Origin of the sequence: Pedobacter nutrimenti (assembly GCF_003208655.1) — a bacterium.
GTDB classification, from domain to species: Bacteria; Bacteroidota; Bacteroidia; order Sphingobacteriales; family Sphingobacteriaceae; genus Pedobacter; species Pedobacter nutrimenti.
Genome location: NZ_QKLU01000001.1, coordinates 449,597 through 467,436, shown reverse-complemented (window position 1 = coordinate 467,436; position 17,840 = coordinate 449,597). Strand labels below are relative to the sequence as shown.

18 protein-coding genes are annotated in these 17,840 nt (G+C 40.7%); 6 read left to right on the top strand and 12 right to left on the bottom strand.

The window, feature by feature from the left end; genetic code table 11:
• Positions 1-16 precede the first annotated feature (16 nt).
• Complete coding sequence (dnaB, locus tag B0O44_RS01895; RefSeq protein WP_394340862.1) at positions 17-1,585, top strand: replicative DNA helicase; 1,569 nt, start codon at positions 17-19, stop codon at positions 1,583-1,585.
• Here dnaB and chrA read toward each other — a convergent pair.
• Both chrA and B0O44_RS01885 read right to left on the bottom strand, forming a co-directional pair.
• Complete coding sequence (gene chrA, locus B0O44_RS01890) at positions 1,582-2,781, bottom strand: chromate efflux transporter (RefSeq protein ID WP_110827002.1); 1,200 nt, start codon at positions 2,779-2,781, stop codon at positions 1,582-1,584. The genes dnaB and chrA overlap by 4 nt on opposite strands.
• Before the next feature lie 10 nt (positions 2,782-2,791).
• Positions 2,792-3,100, bottom strand: coding sequence for a tetratricopeptide repeat protein (locus B0O44_RS01885; protein WP_317047128.1), 309 nt, complete (start codon positions 3,098-3,100; stop codon positions 2,792-2,794).
• A 73-nt stretch (positions 3,101-3,173) separates the two neighbouring features.
• Between B0O44_RS01885 and B0O44_RS01880 the strand changes: the two genes are divergently transcribed.
• The 5 genes from B0O44_RS01880 to B0O44_RS01860 all read left to right on the top strand — a co-directional run bounded on the left by B0O44_RS01880 (position 3,174) and on the right by B0O44_RS01860 (position 8,293).
• Positions 3,174-3,911 (top strand): electron transfer flavoprotein subunit beta/FixA family protein, encoded by a 738-nt coding sequence (locus B0O44_RS01880; RefSeq protein WP_110827000.1) that lies wholly within the window; start codon positions 3,174-3,176, stop codon positions 3,909-3,911.
• A gap of 37 nt (positions 3,912-3,948) precedes the next feature.
• Positions 3,949-4,920 carry an electron transfer flavoprotein subunit alpha/FixB family protein gene (locus tag B0O44_RS01875; protein ID WP_110826999.1) on the top strand — a complete coding sequence of 324 codons (972 nt, stop codon included), beginning with the start codon at positions 3,949-3,951 and terminating at the stop codon, positions 4,918-4,920.
• Positions 4,921-4,958: 38 nt separating this feature from the next.
• A complete protein-coding gene (locus B0O44_RS01870) occupies positions 4,959-5,573 on the top strand; it encodes a bifunctional nuclease family protein (protein WP_110826998.1) in 615 nt (204 codons plus the stop codon).
• Between the two features lie 113 nt (positions 5,574-5,686).
• Complete coding sequence (locus B0O44_RS01865; RefSeq protein WP_110826997.1) at positions 5,687-7,063, top strand: nucleoside permease; 1,377 nt, start codon at positions 5,687-5,689, stop codon at positions 7,061-7,063.
• Between the two features lie 96 nt (positions 7,064-7,159).
• Positions 7,160-8,293, top strand: coding sequence for a DUF3667 domain-containing protein (locus B0O44_RS01860; protein WP_110826996.1), 1,134 nt, complete (start codon positions 7,160-7,162; stop codon positions 8,291-8,293).
• A 70-nt stretch (positions 8,294-8,363) separates the two neighbouring features.
• On the opposite strand, the gene B0O44_RS01855 is transcribed toward B0O44_RS01860, so the two are convergent.
• The 10 genes from B0O44_RS01855 to B0O44_RS01810 form a co-directional block, all read right to left on the bottom strand.
• Positions 8,364-9,650, bottom strand: a complete 1,287-nt coding sequence (locus B0O44_RS01855) for a citrate synthase (protein ID WP_110826995.1) — start codon at positions 9,648-9,650, stop codon at positions 8,364-8,366.
• Between the two features lie 116 nt (positions 9,651-9,766).
• Positions 9,767-10,294, bottom strand: coding sequence for a DUF3347 domain-containing protein (locus B0O44_RS01850; protein ID WP_110827513.1), 528 nt, complete (start codon positions 10,292-10,294; stop codon positions 9,767-9,769).
• 199 nt (positions 10,295-10,493) lie between these two features.
• The gene (locus tag B0O44_RS01845; RefSeq protein WP_110826994.1) at positions 10,494-11,024 is read right to left on the bottom strand and encodes a hypothetical protein; all 531 of its coding nucleotides are present in this window, start codon (positions 11,022-11,024) and stop codon (positions 10,494-10,496) included.
• A gap of 341 nt (positions 11,025-11,365) precedes the next feature.
• Positions 11,366-12,304: a tRNA (adenosine(37)-N6)-dimethylallyltransferase MiaA gene (gene miaA / locus B0O44_RS01840; RefSeq protein ID WP_110826993.1), complete on the bottom strand. Its 939-nt coding sequence runs from the start codon at positions 12,302-12,304 to the stop codon at positions 11,366-11,368.
• Complete coding sequence (locus B0O44_RS01835; RefSeq protein WP_146229754.1) at positions 12,304-12,987, bottom strand: hypothetical protein; 684 nt, start codon at positions 12,985-12,987, stop codon at positions 12,304-12,306. The genes miaA and B0O44_RS01835 overlap by 1 nt, the downstream gene beginning before the upstream one ends.
• Positions 12,988-13,100: 113 nt before the next feature.
• Positions 13,101-13,421, bottom strand: coding sequence for a hypothetical protein (locus tag B0O44_RS01830; protein ID WP_110826991.1), 321 nt, complete (start codon positions 13,419-13,421; stop codon positions 13,101-13,103).
• 165 nt (positions 13,422-13,586) lie between these two features.
• Positions 13,587-13,952, bottom strand: a complete 366-nt coding sequence (locus B0O44_RS01825) for a response regulator (protein ID WP_110826990.1) — start codon at positions 13,950-13,952, stop codon at positions 13,587-13,589.
• 148 nt (positions 13,953-14,100) lie between these two features.
• Positions 14,101-15,957 (bottom strand): DNA topoisomerase 3, encoded by a 1,857-nt coding sequence (locus tag B0O44_RS01820; RefSeq protein WP_110826989.1) that lies wholly within the window; start codon positions 15,955-15,957, stop codon positions 14,101-14,103.
• A 91-nt stretch (positions 15,958-16,048) separates the two neighbouring features.
• A complete protein-coding gene (locus tag B0O44_RS01815) occupies positions 16,049-16,951 on the bottom strand; it encodes a histone deacetylase family protein (protein WP_110826988.1) in 903 nt (300 codons plus the stop codon).
• Entirely contained in the window at positions 16,952-17,812 is an 861-nt protein-coding gene (locus tag B0O44_RS01810; protein ID WP_110826987.1) for a bestrophin family protein, read from the bottom strand.
• Positions 17,813-17,840 lie beyond the last annotated feature (28 nt).

Below are 17,840 nucleotides of genomic sequence, written 5' to 3'. Positions count from 1 at the left end.
TTTTGTACCTATGAGTATGGATCACGGAAATCAAGGGCAAGACAAATCAAACTTCACAGCCAGAAAAAACAGACTGAACAATTCGATGAATGCGCTGGGAAAAATCCCTCCTCAAGCATTAGATCTCGAAGAGGCTGTGCTTGGTGCGCTGATGCTGGAAAAAGATGCACTCTCTACGGTTATTGATATTTTAAAACCCGAAATTTTCTATTCCGAAGCCCACAAAAAGATTTTTGAAGCGATTGCCATATTGTTCCAGAAATCAAAACCGGTTGATATCCTTACGGTGACCTCTGAACTTCGCAACCTCGGCTTACTGGAAATGGTTGGGGGCGCCTATTACATCACCAACCTGACCAACCGCGTGGCTTCATCGGCCAATATTGAATACCATGCCCGTATCATTTCTCAAAAATATATACAAAGGGAACTGATCCGCATTTCTTCCGAGATCATACAAAATGCTTATGAGGATACCACGGATATCTTCGATCTTTTGGACCATGCAGAAAAGAACCTTTTTGATATTGCCCAAAACAATTTACGCAGAGATACTCAAAAAATGGATGAGATTGTTAAACAATCCCTGGCAACCCTGGAAGAATTACGAAATAAAACGGACGGATTAACAGGCGTACCTTCTGGGTTTACAGATCTGGACAGGATTACCGGAGGCTGGCAGCCATCGGATTTGGTGATTATTGCAGCACGTCCGGCCATGGGAAAAACGGCCTTCGTACTGACCTGCGCCCGTAATGCCTCTGTTGAGTTTAAGCGTCCTGTTGTGGTTTTCTCCCTGGAGATGTCTTCGGTGCAGTTGGTGAATCGTTTGATTTCAGGGGAAACGGAAATTGAACAGGAAAAAATCAGAAAGGGAAACCTCGCTGAATGGGAATGGCAACAACTGCACAGCAAAATAGGAACACTAACCGAAGCCCCGCTTTTGATCGATGATACCCCTGCTTTAAATATTTTTGAATTCAGGGCAAAATGCAGAAGGCTAAAATCACAATACGACATCCAGTTGATCATTATCGATTATTTGCAGCTGATGCATGGTAAAGGCGAAGGTCAAGGTGGCGGTGGAAACAGGGAACAGGAAATTGGTAGTATTTCCAGGGCTTTGAAATCAGTTGCAAAAGAGTTAAACGTGCCGGTACTTGCCTTATCACAGTTAAGCCGTGCTGTGGAGAGCAGACCTGGTGCGAATGGAAAAAGGCCCATGCTCTCGGATTTACGTGAATCTGGTTCCATTGAGCAGGATGCAGATATGGTATTGTTCTTGTACCGGCCTGAATACTACGGAATTACAGAGGATGAACAAGGACGCTCCCAGGCGGGTGTTGGTGAGGTCATCATTGCCAAACACCGTAATGGTGAAACCGGCATTGTACCATTAAGATTTATTGGTAAATATGTTAAATTCGCGGATCTTGAAGATACCTTTATGCCGCCAAACTCTTTCTCTATGGAGAATACCAGTGCAGGTATGCAGCCTTCTTCGGAATTTGACAGACCAGCAGGAAACGTGATCATTAAACCATCCAGAATGGATGATATGAATGACGAAGAAGCGCCTTTTTAAATAAAATATCCAATCAGTATCCCCGCAATGACAATGAGCGGGGGGCTGATCTTTGTAAAATTAAGCACAACAAAGGTAACGGCCATAATGCCAATAGCCACAACATCAAAGCCTATGGGTTTGAGCAGCAAGATAAAGGCAGCCACAATAAACCCCACACTAACCGCATTGATGCCTGAAAGAGAATGCTTAATCCTGCTGATTTTTTTCAGATCGTCCCAGAAAGGCACAATAAATAAAACCAGGATCAGGCCCGGAAGGTTCACCCCCAGTACCGCTACTGTACCACCGATGATCTGACCAAATAAACCATAACCAAAGTTTTTCATACTCAGGGCGCCCACATAGCTGGTAAAAGAAAACGTTGGTCCGGGTAAGGCCTGCTGAATGGCAAAACCCGATAAAAAACCCGAAGCCTGAAGGTAGTGCTTCATTTGTACAAACTCCGTGAACATCAAAGGAACCAGAACTTGTCCGCCCCCAAAAATAAACATACCGTTTCGGTAAAAATTTTCAAAAAGTCTGATGGGCAGGCTAAATGGAGAAGTCGTATTGATAATTGCGCCCAGAATTGCCATAAAAAGCAGCAGTGCAATGAAATAACTGAACTTTTTGGGATTGATATTGGACAGTAGCTTTACCCGTAGCTCTGTTTCTTCTTTAGGTGTATCTATTGCAGAAGACACCATTCCACCGATCAGAATGGCCATTGGAAAAACATAGGCATTACGCAACACCAAGGTAGCAATTACCGCCGAAATGGCCAGAAGTATAGTCAGCTGGGACACCAGTACCTTTCTGGATAAATGATAAGCTCCAAAAGCCACAATACCCAGGGCAATAGGTTGAATAAACCGGAATACCTCTGCAAATCTTGCTTTCTGGTCAAACCTGGCATAGCTAATGGCTGCAAAGGTCATAAAAGCTGCCGAAGGAAAAATCCAGATCAGGAACGTCAGAATCGCAAGGCGCAAACCACCTACCTTATAGGCAATCCCAACCAGGGTTTGTGTGGACGCTGGACCCGGCAAAACCTGCGCCAGTGCATTCAGTTCCAGTAATTCCTCCTCTGAGACAAAACGGTTGTTTTTTACAAAATATTTAAGCAACAATGAAATGTGTGCCTGCGCCCCTCCAAAAGCTGTAAAGGTGAACAGAATTACATTTCTAATGAAAAGGAGTTTTCGCTTTGCCAAAACCTCTAAGTTAATCGTCTTCGTAATCCAGTCCCATTGCACCGTTGTAAGCCCCTTGCAGCTCAGAAAAAGCGTGGTTATCCCTCTTGTTCCTGGCCACCAACATTCCTGTACGGTAAGTTTCAATGGCTTTATCTTTTTGTTGCTCCTTTTCATAAAGTTTACCCAAATGATAATAGGTACCTACATAATCCGGATGGTCACTAAGCAGGATGTGGTAATAATGAAATGCTTTTTCAATGTCATTTAAATTATTATATTCTGTTGCCAGTGCATAGACAACAAAGGGATCACCTGGATCACTTTCAAAAAATTCCATTAACTTGATTAATCGGGTACTTTGCATTTTAAATCCCTGCTTTTTTAATTAGATTTGCAAAAAGACATTTTTTATGAAAATATTAGTTTGTATCAGTAATGTGCCCGACACAACAACAAAAATAACTTTTACTAACGATAATACCCAATTCAATACATCAGGAGTACAATTTATTGTAAATCCATACGATGAGATTGCTTTATCGAGAGCAATAGAGCTTTGTGAAGGTGGAAAAGGTACCGTAACCGTAATAAATGTAGGTGACAGCAGCACCGATCCAACCATCCGCAAAGCCCTTGCCATAGGTGCCGATGACGCGGTGAGGATCAATGCTTTACCACGGGATGCTTATTTCACTGCTTATCAGATTGCTGAATATGCAAAAACTGCAGATTTCGATTTGATTTTGTGCGGCCGTGAATCCATCGATTACAATGGTGCACAGGTTGCAGCAATGATCGGTGAGTTTTTAGATATCCCCTCTGTTTCTATTATAAAGAAATTAGATTATGATGGCGCTACAGCCACCCTTGAAAGAGAAATTGAAGGGGGTAAAGAAGTGGTTTCCATTCATGGTAAATTTATTGCCAGCTGTGCTGAAGGTGTCGCTGAAGCAAAAATCCCTAACATGCGTGGAATTATGTCTGCCAGAACCAAACCTCTGCAGGTTGTTGAAGCTGCCGATATTCCGGAAGTAGCCAAAGTGGTGAAATTCGAAACTCCGGCACCAAGGAGCGCTGTTAAACTTGTTCCGGCTGAAGAGGCAGCAAAATTAATCGACTTATTACACCAGGAAGCAAAAGTGATCTAAACAGATCCCCTTTTCAATTCATTAATTAAAGATATTTATGTCAGTTTTAGTATATATAGAACAAGCCGAAGGCAAATTTAAGAAATCAGGTTTTGAAGCTGTTTCTTATGCAAAAGCCATTGCAGATGCACAGGCAACTAATTTAACCGCTATTTCCATAGGTAACGTTGGAGAGGCAGAACTTAAGGAATTAGGGAAATACGGCGCATCCAAAGTATTGAATGTTTCTTCTGATCAGCTGAAAAGTTTTGTGAACCAGGCTTATGCTTCGGTCATCACCGAAGCTGCCCAAAAGGAAAACGCAGACATCATCGTTTTATCAAATTCATTTTCCGGGAAAGGACTTTCTCCAAGGATCGCTGTAAAACTTAAAGCTGGCCTTGTCGACGGAGCGGTTGAACTTCCTCAAACAGAAGGTGGTAAGTTCCTGGTAAAAAAGAATGCTTTTTCAGGTAAAGCTTTTGCAGTGACTGAACTGACTTCAGCCAATAAGATTATTGCCTTAAATCCAAATGCTTTTGGACTGAAAGAAAATCCGGTTGAGGCGACCATCGAAAATTTTTCTCCCGAAATTAAATCTACAGACCTTGCTGCAATTGTAAAAGAGATTGTCAGGGCAACGGATAAAGTTTCTTTACCCGATGCAGAACTGGTCGTATCTGGTGGACGTGGTCTTAAAGGACCAGAAAATTGGGGTATGATAGAAGAATTGGCCTCTTTGCTGGGTGCAGCAACAGCTTGTTCCAAACCCGTATCGGATGCAGACTGGAGACCACATTCCGAACACGTAGGTCAAACCGGTATCGCCATTAGCCCGAACCTGTATATTGCCATTGGTATTTCGGGTGCAATACAGCATTTGGCGGGTGTCAGTTCTTCAAAAGTTATTGTGGTGATCAACAAAGACCCTGAAGCTCCTTTCTTTAAAGTAGCCGATTACGGTATCGTAGGTGATGCTTTCGAAGTTGTTCCAAAATTAATTGAAGCTTTAAAAGCACATAAAGGATAAAAATACGGGGCAGGTTTCCCTGCCCCGTATTCTTTAATATGAAAAAAGTAAAACTTGACATCGTTGGCTTATCCTATAGCCAAACCCAATCCGGTGCTTATGCACTAGTTCTTGGAGAAGTAAATGGAAGAAGACGTCTTCCTATTATTATTGGTGCTTTTGAAGCACAGGCCATTGCTATTGAAATTGAAAAAATGACGCCGAGCAGGCCACTCACCCATGATCTTTTCAAATCTTTTGCCCAGGCATATGACATACAAATCCAGGAAATTTTAATCTATAATCTGGTTGATGGCGTTTTCTTTGCCAAACTTATTTGCACAGACGGGGAACAAGTCCGCGAAATTGATGCAAGGACTTCTGATGCTATAGCCCTTGCCGTACGCTTCAATGCGGCTATTTATACTTATGAATTTATCATTTCCTCTGCAGGTATCGTGATCGAAGGCAATGACCTGCTCTTTTTGGAAAATATGGACAGTATGACCAAAGAGAAAGGATCTGAGGACATTTCTACTTCGATCCCCGGCACCAATTACAAGTCGCTGACTATGGAAGAGCTTACCCAAAAACTACAGGAAGCTATTGCGGAAGAAGCCTACGAAAAGGCCGCCAGAATACGGGATGAAATCAACAAAAGAAATTCTGCCTGACCAGGGCCGGAAAATATAAGTACGAAGTATAACTATTTTAGAACAATTTAGATTTTGTTTCAAAATAGTTCTATATTCAGCCTTTACTTTCAAAATCAAACTAAACTATTATTATGAATGTTAAGTTTCGCTTAACGGTGATGAGCTTTTTGCAATTTTTTGTGTGGGGCGCATGGCTTCTGACGATTGCCAATTATTGGTTCGGAACAAAACAATGGGACGGAACCCAGTTTGGGGCAATTTTTGCTACCATGGGTTTTGCTTCTTTGGTCATGCCAACCCTTACCGGCATTATTGCCGACAAATGGGTAAATGCAGAAGTTCTTTATAGTATCCTTCATATTTTGTATGCCTGTGTTTTGTTCTACCTTCCCCAGGTACAAAGCCCTAATACTTTCTTTTGGGTAATGCTTGTCGCTATGTGTTTTTATATGCCCACCATTTCCCTGAGCAATTCCATTTCTTACACCACCTTAAAATCAGGCAACCTGAATGTCGTAAAGGATTTCCCTCCCATACGGGTATGGGGAACAGTTGGCTTCATTGTGGCCATGTGGGCTACCAATTTAAGTGGCAATAAAGCGACAGCTTATCAGTTTTATATTGCAGGAGCGGCATCCATAGGATTGGGTATTTATGCCCTTACCCTGCCTGCCTGTAAACCGCAAAAGCTCATTTCTGAAAAAACGTCCTTTGCCCAGACCTTTGGCCTCGAAGCTTTTAAGCTTTTCACCAATTACAAAATGGCCTTGTTTTTTATTTTTTCAATGTTTCTGGGAGGTGCCCTTCAACTTACCAATGCCTACGGAGATGTTTACATTGATGAATTCAAACACTTTCCAAAATACGCAGATTCATTTGTAACGAAGTATTCGACCATCATCATGTCCATTTCCCAGATATCAGAAACCTTGTTCATTCTGGCTATTCCTTTTTTTCTAAACCGGTTTGGTATAAAAAAAGTAATGATCATTGCCATGCTGGCCTGGGTATTTCGTTTTGGGCTGTTTGCTTACGGAAATCCGACCGACAACCTATGGATGATCATTCTCTCCTGTGTGGTGTATGGAATGGCTTTTGATTTTTTCAATATATCCGGTTCCCTTTTTGTGGAAACCTCCACCACGGCAAAAACCAGATCTTCTGCTCAAGGCCTTTTTATGATGATGACCAATGGGATCGGTGCCGTATTTGGCAGTTTGACCTCCGGCTGGATGATTGATAAGTATTTTACAAAGTCCTTTACAGACATCAAATCGACTTCAACTTTTCTGGACACAGAAAGCACCAACAGTCATTTGGGGAAATTTATCCAGGAACAAGGTGTAAAAGTATTGGAAAACGGAACTTTTGATAAAAGCATACACATCAAAGACTGGCACCTGATTTGGTTGTCTTTTACCATTTATGCATTGATTATAACCGTTATGTTTGCCGTGCTTTTTAAACACAAACACGACAGAAATTTAATTAAAGACGTTCATCATTAAACTCCCCCTGCTATCTAAACATTAAGCAGAAAAAACACAAATAAGAATTCAAGCGCATTACGTTCACCACTAGAAATCCCCCATTTTCTAAACAATATGTCAGCAGGAAAATACAGACAAGAACACAATTGCCTCAACTGTGGGCAACATGTAGAAAAACATTATTGCAGTAATTGCGGACAGCCAAATCTGGAACTCAAAGAAAATTTCTGGCAATTTATTAGTCATAGTATCGCCCATTATTTTCATTTTGACAATAAATTTTTCCAGACCTTAAAGCCATTGCTCATCGAACCAGGACAAGTGACCCTGGATTATCTGGCAGGCAAACGTGCCCGTTACATCAATCCGGTCAGCATGTACATTTTTGTTTCCATTGTATATTTTATCGTGGTTCCCATTAAACTTACCCACAATAAAGAAGAAAAACATAAAAATACAGGGCAAAGTAAGGCCAGACTAGAAATCACTAAATTAACCGATGTTCTTCAAGAGGAAGACCTGAACATCGACCCGAACTCTGTACTGGGAAAAACAACTGCGCTGATGAGTAAAAAAATCACCATTAAAGAATTCAAGGCGCTTGGTTACAATGACCAGCTGAAAGAAATCAAAACCCTGGAGCATCGTAAGGATAGTTTAAAAACAGATGAGTTCGACGACCTGCTCGATGCCTTCCGCGGTTACAATATCATTAAACAGGACAGCACTTATGAATCCTATCTGGCCAGGCAACAAAAGCTCAAAGACAATGAGAAGGATGACTGGTTTGAACGCATACTCAAAAAAAGAGAAATTGCTGTGAATCAGAAATCTTCTTCAGGAGACTGGTCTGTAAAAGAGGAACTGGAGCACTACAGACCAAAACAGTACTTTTTACTCATGCCCCTGCTGGCCCTGATGATTATGTGGAATTTTAGGAAAAATCATATTTTTTATCTCGACCACCTGATCTTTACCATTCATGGTACCACTGCCTTTTTCATTCTGCAAATTTTCACTACCCCATTAATCCGGATGTTTGGTAAAGGTTCCCTGATGGGCAACCTCATTCAGATGGCTGTCGTTGTAGGCATTGCATGGTATATGTTCAAAGCTTTAACCGTATTTTATCAGCGCCCCAGAAAGGTAACCATCCGAAAAATGATCACGTTGATTATTCTATACTTTATTGCTTTTGCCTTTTCAGAATGGATCATAGAACGTTCTATTTATTATTTTCTTGCCTGATCAATTTATTGGGAAATAAAAAAAACCTTTGCCAAGTATGGCAAAGGTTTTTTTTATGAGACAAATTTCATTATCGTTTGTCTATGCTCACAAATTCCCTGTTGGTATGGCCAACATAAATTTGACGCGGACGGCCAATTGGCTCTTTGTTTTCGTGCATTTCTTTCCATTGGGCAATCCATCCAGGTAAACGGCCCAGGGCAAATAAGACCGTAAACATATCAGTTGGGAAACCCAGCGCCCTGTAAATGATGCCCGAATAGAAGTCAACATTAGGATACAACTTACGTTCTACGAAATAAGCATCGCTCAATGCAGCTTCTTCCAGTTTTTTAGCAATTTCCAGTACCGGATCATTGATCCCTAATTTTTCAAGGATCTCATCACAAGCTTTCTTAATAATCTTCGCTCTGGGATCAAAGTTTTTATATACCCTGTGTCCAAAGCCCATCATACGGAAAGGATCATTTTTATCTTTCGCTTTGTTGATCCATTTTTCTGTATCACCACCATCTTCTTTAATGCGTTCCAGCATTTCAATCACGGCTTGATTGGCACCACCATGTAATGGTCCCCATAAGGCTGCAATACCTGCAGATACCGAAGCATAAAGATTACAGTCTGAAGATCCAACCATTCTAACGGTTGAAGCAGAACAATTTTGTTCATGATCTGCATGCAGGATCAGCAACGTGTTCATTGCTTTAACTACTACCGGATCAATTTCTATTTCTTCAGTACGCTGACCAAAAATCATATTGATGAAATTGGTTACGTAATCATATTTATTTTTTGGATAAATCAGTGGATGACCCAGTGATTTTTTATAAATGAAAGAAACAATGGTCGGGAATTTCGCCAGAAGTTTAATCATGGTCAGATCCATTGTTTCCGGAGAAGAATTTGCGTTTAAAGATTCCGGATAAAATGTAGAAAGTGAGCAAACCAATGAAGCCAGCTGCGCCATTGGATGGGATTTGGACGGATAACCATCCAAAAACTTCTTCATGTCTTCGTGGATCAGCGTATGACGGCTAATCTGCAGTTGAAAATGCTCCAGTTCTTCTTTTTTAGGCAGGTCTCCGTAAATTAACAAATAAGCAACTTCCAGAAAAGTAGATTTCTCTGCAAGCACTTCAATCGGATAACCACGGTATTTCAAAATGCCTTTTTCACCATCTAAAAAAGTAATTGCGCTTTTGGTTGAACCTGTATTCTTATATCCAAAATCAAGAGTGATATAACCCGTTTGGTCCCTTAATTTTGAAATATCTATTGACTTCTCCCCTTCAGTTCCTGTAATAACAGGAAATTCATATACTTTACCATCAATCTTAATTTCTGCAATCTCTGACATATCTTATAATTTATAATAACAAAAGTAACTAATCTATATTTATTTAGGATTTAACAAGCGGTCAAAAGCTGTTAAATTATTGTTAAATGCTTGGTCATCAACCTCAATCAAAGCACTTATTTGCTTTTAAATTCTTCCATAACCGCACCACATTCCATCATTTGTTTTCCATAATATGGATTTTGGATTTTCGTTTCAGATGACACCCAGTCCCCTCCGTCGCCATGGTTGGCCATTGGGCAATGTTGCACATAAATCGTCCCACTCTTCAGGTCTGCGTGCCTGAACAGGGCAATCACATCCGAGCTTAAAAAAGTAAATTCTTTTCTCTGTTCTTCAATGTTTTTAGCAGCATTGATTTTGTTCGCAATCAAAGCTGTATTTTCACACCCCTGAAAGGCTGCCAGTTTACCTGAGAGTTCTTTCGCCGCCTGTTTTGCCTCCTCATATTTCGTATCCACCAATGCATTTTTCAGCAAAATGTAATCTGAATATATGGCTTGTACAACAGGGTCTTTCAAACTGACATCACTTGTTTTTTTCACAGACGTCTCCGTGCTGTCTGTGCCCTTTGCAGTATGATGATCTGTATTTCTGCATGAAAACAATGCAAATAACAGTACTGCGCCTACATACTTATTCATTAATTCGGTTTTTTGCTCAAAATAGCATTTTAAATTTGAATAAGTAAAAAAGCTGGTGTTTTTTTGCCCTTTCAAAGCGATTTGTGAGTTAACAATTACAAATAATCCACTAGCGCACCTGCTCCTGTTTTAGGCACAATAAAAAGCCCGGCAATTGTAATCTGCCAGGCTTTGGTTCTATGCTTTAAAAATCAGCTGTTTACAATTTAAAGCCATAAGCTAAACGTAAGGCAACCTGTCCAATGTTATTCGGGCCATAATTGGTTCCTTTAGAAATCCCTTCATATTTCACACCAAGGTCCAAACCACTGCTCCAGGAATATCCGATTGCCGGTGAATATAAGAATCCTGTTTTAGATCCATTGGTTACTCCAAAAGCCGCTCCTACTTCTCCCATACCATAGAATCCGGAACCGGATTCATCAAAAAACACTTTTACACCAGCTTTAGCAGGAATAAACCCATAATTAGGCATATCCAGTCCAGGACCAAAGTAATCTTTCTTTCCAAAGAAATTGGTATAGCCCGCAGTTACCGGAATGGATACCTGTTTAGAAACATCAAACTGGAAACGTACGTCACCACCAAGCGCAAATTTAAAAGCATCTGTTGTTGGTACACCTACATTGAGTCCGATCCCCAGCTTATTTGATTGAGCGTTTGCATTTGTCGTAAAGAATAAAGCTACTGCAGCTACTGCAGAGGCTAAAATTTTAGTAGTTCTGTTCATCTGTTTTCGTTTTTAAAAGAGCGCTTCAATCTATACAGGGATAAAAACAAAATGCATGCCATGCCTTAATTTCCATCAAAACAGCCCATCAGAGAATTGTCAGAAAAACAAAACATTCCACCAGCCGGCAGGACCCGGATCATGTCATCTGATTAGAGATGAGTCCGGTATGAGTCCGGTATGAATGCAGTATGAGTCCCTTTTTTTTATTAGAGAAACGGATTTCTATCGCAGTCAAATCGCAAAGATAAGGGATCCATTTTCAGGGTAGCTCAGAGCCAGGTTCTGTATTTTCTTTTTGGGGCTTATCCTAATTAAAGGCGGGAAAAACATAAGGTCATTTACAATTCCAGACCTGGAAAAGTAATATTAAAACAGCTTAATGCTGAAGCATAAAGATCATCACAGACATCTATGTCAAACCAGTGAATCTTTACCCCATCCTTTTCCATTTTTCTGAAAAAAGTCATCTGCCGCTTGGCAAACTGACAAATAGCAATCATCAAACGTTCTCTAAGCTGCTCAAAATTCAGTTCATGCTGTAAATAGGCCACAACAAACTTGTACTCCAAGCCGTAAAAAATCAAAGTATCTGCTGATACTCCTATTTCCATAAGGTCCTGAACTTCCTCAATGAGCCCAGATTGAAGTCTTTGGTCCAGTCTTTGGGCTATTCGTTCTCTTCTGGAGGCAATATCCGATGTCAAACCGATCACCAAAGGTTCAAAAACAGGTCTTATTTTTTTTTCTAAAGTATTTTTACTGAGGTAATCTGCAATTTCTATTGCCCTGATCAAACGCTTGGAAGTACTTTGATCTGCATGATTCCAAAAAGAGCGGGGGTACTCCAGCAAGATTTTCTTCAATTCGGCAAGACCCAGGTCCTTTATTTCTGACCTCAGTTTTTCAGATACAGGAACTGCTGTATATTCATGTTCCTGTAGAATGCTGTGAATATACATACCTGTACCTCCGCACACGATCGGCAGTCTCCTTCTCAAGTGAAGCGCATTAAAGATTTCATAAAAATCTTCTTTAAACGCGTTGACCTGGTAGCGCTCTCCTGCTGTCTTATGATTTATAAGGTGATATGGGATCAGGCTCCCATCAATCCGGTATTCATGAAGGTCTTTTCCGGTCCCAATATCCATACCTTTAAAAACCTGCCGACTGTCGGCACTAATCACCTCTCCACGAAGTTCACTGGCTAATTTTACAGCAAGCCTTGTTTTACCAGAGGCTGTAGGACCCAAAACGACAAGCAAAGGTTGTACAGACATTATGGATAATAAATATATTTTAAACTTCCTGTGTTAAAGATGGTTTGGTACTGAACGTTTCCAGTATCCAGGTGTCCCGGAACACCACTACGCGGAACAAAACGCTCAAAACTATGGGTATCCAGATAAATGGTCAATGCAGGGGTTTGCGATACATATTCAAATCCCGAAGATACATAGCCTTTTCCTGCGGACCAATCCCGGTCGGCATAACTCATAATATCATCAGGCTTCTGTTCTTTAACATAGTGCTGCAACAATTTGGTCAATCCACCAATAACCGTTATACCATCTTTACTTGCAAAGCGGATCAACTCCGCAGAAGTATAACCGGCACCCTTATCTTTCATTCTTCTTTTATGGCTAAAGATTGCCACTGCCAGTATTTCTCCCTTATTACAAAGTGCGTAATTATAGCGGCCCTTCGCTTTGCCCTGGATATGATAAAGATCCATAAACAAGGCCGCCTGGGTTCCGGTAATTTTTTCCAGATGCGTTTTTCGTCCATGCACCCTCTCATTGAGTCCAAGTATAGATTTAATACGCCCCATTACCTGCCCACTTTTTGTTAACCAGACATCTTCCCATAGCTGCAAAAGCAAAATGTCTTTCAACTGGTATTCCTGTTGTAAAGTACAAAGGTATTCTGGCCCGGGATGGTCAGAAATTGAGATCAGGTTCATTATTAGATTTTGTCCCGGAATAAAAAGCAATTGACAATTATGCTTTTCCATTTCCTGAGGTTCAATTCCCATTTGCTTTAATGAAGTGATGATTTCCCGATGCCAAAGTCTGTTCAGACCCATTCTTTTTCCTTAAATATCTTATACCCGGCGGCAAAGGTATCTTCAATCTGGCTCATTAACAAATCATCCAGTTGTTTTATCTCTAAAGAAGCCTCTCCACTTTTTAAATGATGTTCAAAACCAGTTTTATACCACACACTTTCCTTTGAGATACTTACCGACACAAAAAAGAAGGTTTGATCGGCTTGTTCCTTTTCACTCCAGAGATCATATTCCAGGTCGCTGTTCACGCGGTTCACAAATCCCATAGCAGCATATGGCTGTAAGGCGGCCCTGATGGTTTGAAATATTTCTACGAGATCTGTTTTCATTTGTTTCGCTTTTATAATTAGCCAAATAACACCTGAAAAACGATATTGTTTAATTGAATTTGCACCTCACCATCTCCTGGCTTTTTTTCCGCTCAAAAAAATGGTTAACAGTAACTATAACGGAAAAAATAGAGTCTAATAACTGAAACTAAAAAGAAAGAAAAATTACTTGCTCAAAAAATATTCTATTTTCGTCAGCAATTCTTCCATATCAAAAGGTTTTTCCAAAAAATCATCAGCTCCAGCCTCTTTCGCAGATTTTTCAAGTTCAGTACTTGCAGAAATCATAATAATCGGCATGTTCCTGGTATTTTCCTGCTCTTTAAGCTTTTTACAAACATCTCTCCCATCTGTTCCGGACATCCAGATGTCCAACAGCAGAAGATCAGGAAAATGATCCTGCATCTCCAGCACAGTTGCCCCATTTGAAGTCGAACTTACCTCATAACCTCCAAATTCCAGCATGGCTTCCACTGCATCTAATATTCCGGGATCATCATCCGCAATCATGACTCTTTTTTGTGTACTCATCTAATTAATTCTGATCTGCTGATATGCGTTCAAACATGTATTTCTATCTACTGGACAAAAATGTGATTAATGGCAAAATGACTTTTAAGCAAAAACAGTACCACAAACCTTTAAAAGCCATTTTTAATACTGTTTTGCCTGTTTCAGCTTATCCCGCCTTTACGGATTCTGTTTTAGGAGACATTTTATCTAAAAGTGTAGCCCCTGCTGCGAGAAGTTCATTTGTAATGGTACGGGTATAATCTGTAATTTCAGATTTAAAATCAGTAACAGACGCACCTGTCCTGATTTCCTCCAGCCGCTTTTCCCATTGTCCGGTCAATTCAGCCTGGGCAATTTTCTGGTCTTTTACCACATCGTAAACTGCAAGTCCTTTAGAGGTAGGAACCAGGTTTCTTTTTTCCCGGATAATGTATTCCCTGGTGATTAAGGTTTCAATAATAGATGCTCTGGTTGCCGGCGTTCCCAATCCCGTATCTTTCATGGCATAACGAAGCTCTTCATCTTCTATTTCTTTACCTGAAGTTTCCAGGGCCTTAAGCAGTGAGGCCTCATTATACATTGCTTTTGGTTTGGTTTGTTTTTCCAGTAGCTGCTTTTCTATGATGGGAAGAAGTTCTCCCTTTTTTACTTTGGGCAAAGATGGATTGTCTTCATCTTTCTTTTCTTCTTCATTATCATTCCAAACCGATCTCCAACCTGCCGACCGGATCACGGTACCGTTTGCTGTAAACAGCGATCCGGATTCAACTGTAATTTTGGTGACCTCTTTTACGCACTCCTGGTGAAAAGCTTCCAGCATACGTCCCACGACCATATCATAAATTGCTTGTTTATCGGCACTTAAGCCATAAGCATTTTCACCAGTTGGTAAAATGGCATGGTGATCGGTTACTTTTTTCGCATTTACACTTCTTTTGTTCAGGCTTACTGTTTGCAGGAAATCCGCCTGTTTTCCAAAGTCCGGGTGGTCGCTTACCTTACGGATGAGGTCCGGAATACCCGCAAAAATATCGTCACCTATATATCGGCTACCTGTTCTGGGGTAAGAAACCAGTTTGCTTTCATATAAATTCTGAAGCAAACTTAAGGTCTGGTCCGCAGTAAAGCCCTTTTTCTTATTGGCTTCCTGCTGTAAACTACTCAGGTCATGAAGCAAGGGAGGTGGTTCCTTACGGGGTTTGGCCTCCACATCCAGAATGTGCCCCCCATTTGGAAAACCAGATTTAAGGTCTTCAATTTTTTCAAACAACGCTTCTGCCTCTTCCTTTTTGTCAAAGCTATTTACAGATATTGCTTTAAATATTTGTCCTTGCTGATCTAACTGGATACTTAACTGATAATAGGTCTGTGGAACAAAGTTTTTAATTTCCAGATATCTGGAACAAATCATGGCCAGTGTAGGCGTTTGCACCCGACCAAGTGACAATACAGACCTTGCCCCTGCAGAAATACTTAATGCCTGGGTGGCATTCATTCCGACCAGCCAGTCCGATTCAGAGCGGCAATGAGCGGAATTAAAAAGTGTGTCATAGTCTGTTCCCGGTTTAAGGTTTCTAAAGCCTTCCTTTATGGCTTCATCTGTTTGAGAAGAGATCCAAAGCCTTTTAAAAGGCTTTTTGCATTTTAAATAGTAATAGATATAGCGGAAAATAAGTTCACCTTCCCTCCCCGCATCCGTAGCCACAATGATCTCTGTCGCCTCATCAAATAACTGCCGGATAATGTCCAGTTGTTTTTTTACTGCCGGATCATCAACAAAGCCTTCTTTGGTTTTAATTTTTCGGATGGCTAATTTGAATTTTTTTGGCAGCATAGGTAAATGCTGTCTTCTCCAGCCAATAAAACCGTATTCCTGCGGAGGCGCCAATTGCAAAAGATGCCCAAATGCCCAGGTAAACGAATAGCCTTTCCCCTCAATGTATCCATTTTTTTTGGTTGTAGCCCCAAATACTTTTGCCAGTTCACGTGCAACAGATGGTTTCTCTGCAATTACTATCTTCATCAATTCTAGTTAAGTCCGAACCTTCAAATTTCACTAAAAAATCCGTAAAATGATTAAAAAATCACAACTCACTACAATAAAAGGAATTAGCCTAACCAAACAGATCAGCAGCCAACCTGAAGGTGTTACAATGCGCATCTACAATATCTTTGATATCCGCAGAGTACCCTCCCCCCATACTGATCTGCAGAGGAACCCCCAGATCTTTGCAATACTGTAATACAATTCTGTCCCGCTCTTTACAACCTGCTTTTGACAGCGCCAGTTTTCCAAGTTTATCAGTGGCCAGCACATCCACCCCGGAAAGGTAAAATACAAAATCAGGCTGCTGGATCAGAAAAGCTTTTTTAAGATGTTGTTCCAACAATTGTAAATAAGCCTCATCTCCCATGCCGTTTTCCAGGGGAACATCCAGGTCCGATTGCTCTTTTCTAAAGGGGAAATTCTTATCGCCATGCATGGAGAAAGTAAATACCTGGGGAACTTTTCCAAATATTTCCGCAGTACCATTTCCTTGATGAACATCTAAATCAATAATTAATATTCTATCGCATAAACATTTATTTAACAGATAATTAGCTGCAATCGCCTGATCATTCAACAAACAAAACCCCTCTCCCCAAAACCGGCCGGCGTGGTGTGTTCCGCCAGCGACATTAAAAGCAATTTTATGTCGCAACGCAGAAATTGCAGCCTCAATTGTTCCGCTGGCTATACGGACTTCCCTTTCTACCAGTTCCGGAGAAAGCGGAAAGCCTATCCTTCTTTGCTCCCGATCTGAAAGTGTGAGGTCTCTTAGCTTTTCCCAATAAGCCTTCTCGTGCGTCATCACAATAATTTCTTCTTCCAAAAGCCCGGGCTCAAACAACTGCTCCTGCTCAATACTACCTTCATACAGCAATTGTTCCGGAATCAACTCATACTTCAGCATGGGAAAGCGGTGCCCCTCAGGTAAAGGATGCGCGAACATTTTATGATGGGCGATCCTGATCATTTAAAGAAGAATTTCAGCTGTATGTTTCTCTATATTTTTGCAGATGTCATCTACCGGAAGATCATTTGCATCCAGACCAAAAGGGTTTTCAATCTGTTCGGCAATGAGTTCCAGGCTGGTCAGTACATATAAAATAAAAGGAACAATAAGAACCATATAATAACCCAGGCTAAATACCAGCCCCAATGGCAGGCTTATGACATAGAAAAACACAAATTTTTTGATAAAAGCGCTATAGGAATAAGGAATCGGTGTATTCCTGATCCTTTCGCAAGCCCCGCAGATGTTGGTAAACTGATTGAGGTCTTCGGTAAGTATAATCAGATCCTGGGCAGACAATTGCCCTTGTTTTTGAAGGTTATATATTTTTGACACCATACCAGAGGCAATCTGGTTTGGTACATGAGCGCCTTCCTTAATCTCTATCAGGACACTGTCTTTTCCATAAAATCTCTTTTCACGCAAATGATCTTTCAGCGCAAAGGCAAAATTAGGTATCGCATAACTAAAAAACTGAACATCTTCCGGTTTCAACTCTAAAGCTTTAATCTTCATAGAAAGGTTACGGGATACATTCACAAGGGCGCCCAGCATTTTTCTGCCCTCCCACCAGCGGTCATAAGAAGTATTGGTTCTAAACACCAGCAACATGGAAATTACAAAGCCCAAAAGACTATGCATCATTCCAATGTTCTTCGCAAAAGGCGTTTGGGATACTTCTAGGTAATTCAAGCCCAGATAAGCAACAATACCTGAGAAAACCGCTATACCCAGCATCAGGGGCCATAGTTTTCTAAACGTATCGGCTTTATGGATATGGAATATAAAGGCTATCCATTCTTTGGGATTATAATTGATCATTGAAATTTATTTTTAATAATGAAAAAGA

What these genes read in the sequence shown, in the direction of transcription:
- B0O44_RS01845 (WP_110826994.1), bottom strand. Translation starts at nt 11,024, where the DNA reads ATGAACAGAACTACTAAAATTTTAGCCTCTGCAGTAGCTGCAGTAGCT.
- B0O44_RS01815 (WP_110826988.1), bottom strand. Translation starts at nt 16,951, where the DNA reads ATGATCAGGATCGCCCATCATAAAATGTTCGCGCATCCTTTACCTGAG.
- B0O44_RS01865 (WP_110826997.1), top strand. Translation starts at nt 5,687, where the DNA reads ATGAATGTTAAGTTTCGCTTAACGGTGATGAGCTTTTTGCAATTTTTT.
- B0O44_RS01810 (WP_110826987.1), bottom strand. Translation starts at nt 17,812, where the DNA reads ATGATCAATTATAATCCCAAAGAATGGATAGCCTTTATATTCCATATC.
- B0O44_RS01860 (WP_110826996.1), top strand. Translation starts at nt 7,160, where the DNA reads ATGTCAGCAGGAAAATACAGACAAGAACACAATTGCCTCAACTGTGGG.
- miaA (WP_110826993.1), bottom strand. Translation starts at nt 12,304, where the DNA reads ATGTCTGTACAACCTTTGCTTGTCGTTTTGGGTCCTACAGCCTCTGGT.
- B0O44_RS01880 (WP_110827000.1), top strand. Translation starts at nt 3,174, where the DNA reads ATGAAAATATTAGTTTGTATCAGTAATGTGCCCGACACAACAACAAAA.
- B0O44_RS01850 (WP_110827513.1), bottom strand. Translation starts at nt 10,294, where the DNA reads ATGAATAAGTATGTAGGCGCAGTACTGTTATTTGCATTGTTTTCATGC.
- B0O44_RS01885 (WP_317047128.1), bottom strand. Translation starts at nt 3,100, where the DNA reads ATGGAATTTTTTGAAAGTGATCCAGGTGATCCCTTTGTTGTCTATGCA.
- dnaB (WP_394340862.1), top strand. Translation starts at nt 17, where the DNA reads ATGGATCACGGAAATCAAGGGCAAGACAAATCAAACTTCACAGCCAGA.
- B0O44_RS01820 (WP_110826989.1), bottom strand. Translation starts at nt 15,957, where the DNA reads ATGAAGATAGTAATTGCAGAGAAACCATCTGTTGCACGTGAACTGGCA.
- B0O44_RS01830 (WP_110826991.1), bottom strand. Translation starts at nt 13,421, where the DNA reads ATGAAAACAGATCTCGTAGAAATATTTCAAACCATCAGGGCCGCCTTA.
- B0O44_RS01835 (WP_146229754.1), bottom strand. Translation starts at nt 12,987, where the DNA reads ATGAACCTGATCTCAATTTCTGACCATCCCGGGCCAGAATACCTTTGT.
- B0O44_RS01870 (WP_110826998.1), top strand. Translation starts at nt 4,959, where the DNA reads ATGAAAAAAGTAAAACTTGACATCGTTGGCTTATCCTATAGCCAAACC.
- B0O44_RS01855 (WP_110826995.1), bottom strand. Translation starts at nt 9,650, where the DNA reads ATGTCAGAGATTGCAGAAATTAAGATTGATGGTAAAGTATATGAATTT.
- B0O44_RS01875 (WP_110826999.1), top strand. Translation starts at nt 3,949, where the DNA reads ATGTCAGTTTTAGTATATATAGAACAAGCCGAAGGCAAATTTAAGAAA.
- B0O44_RS01825 (WP_110826990.1), bottom strand. Translation starts at nt 13,952, where the DNA reads ATGAGTACACAAAAAAGAGTCATGATTGCGGATGATGATCCCGGAATA.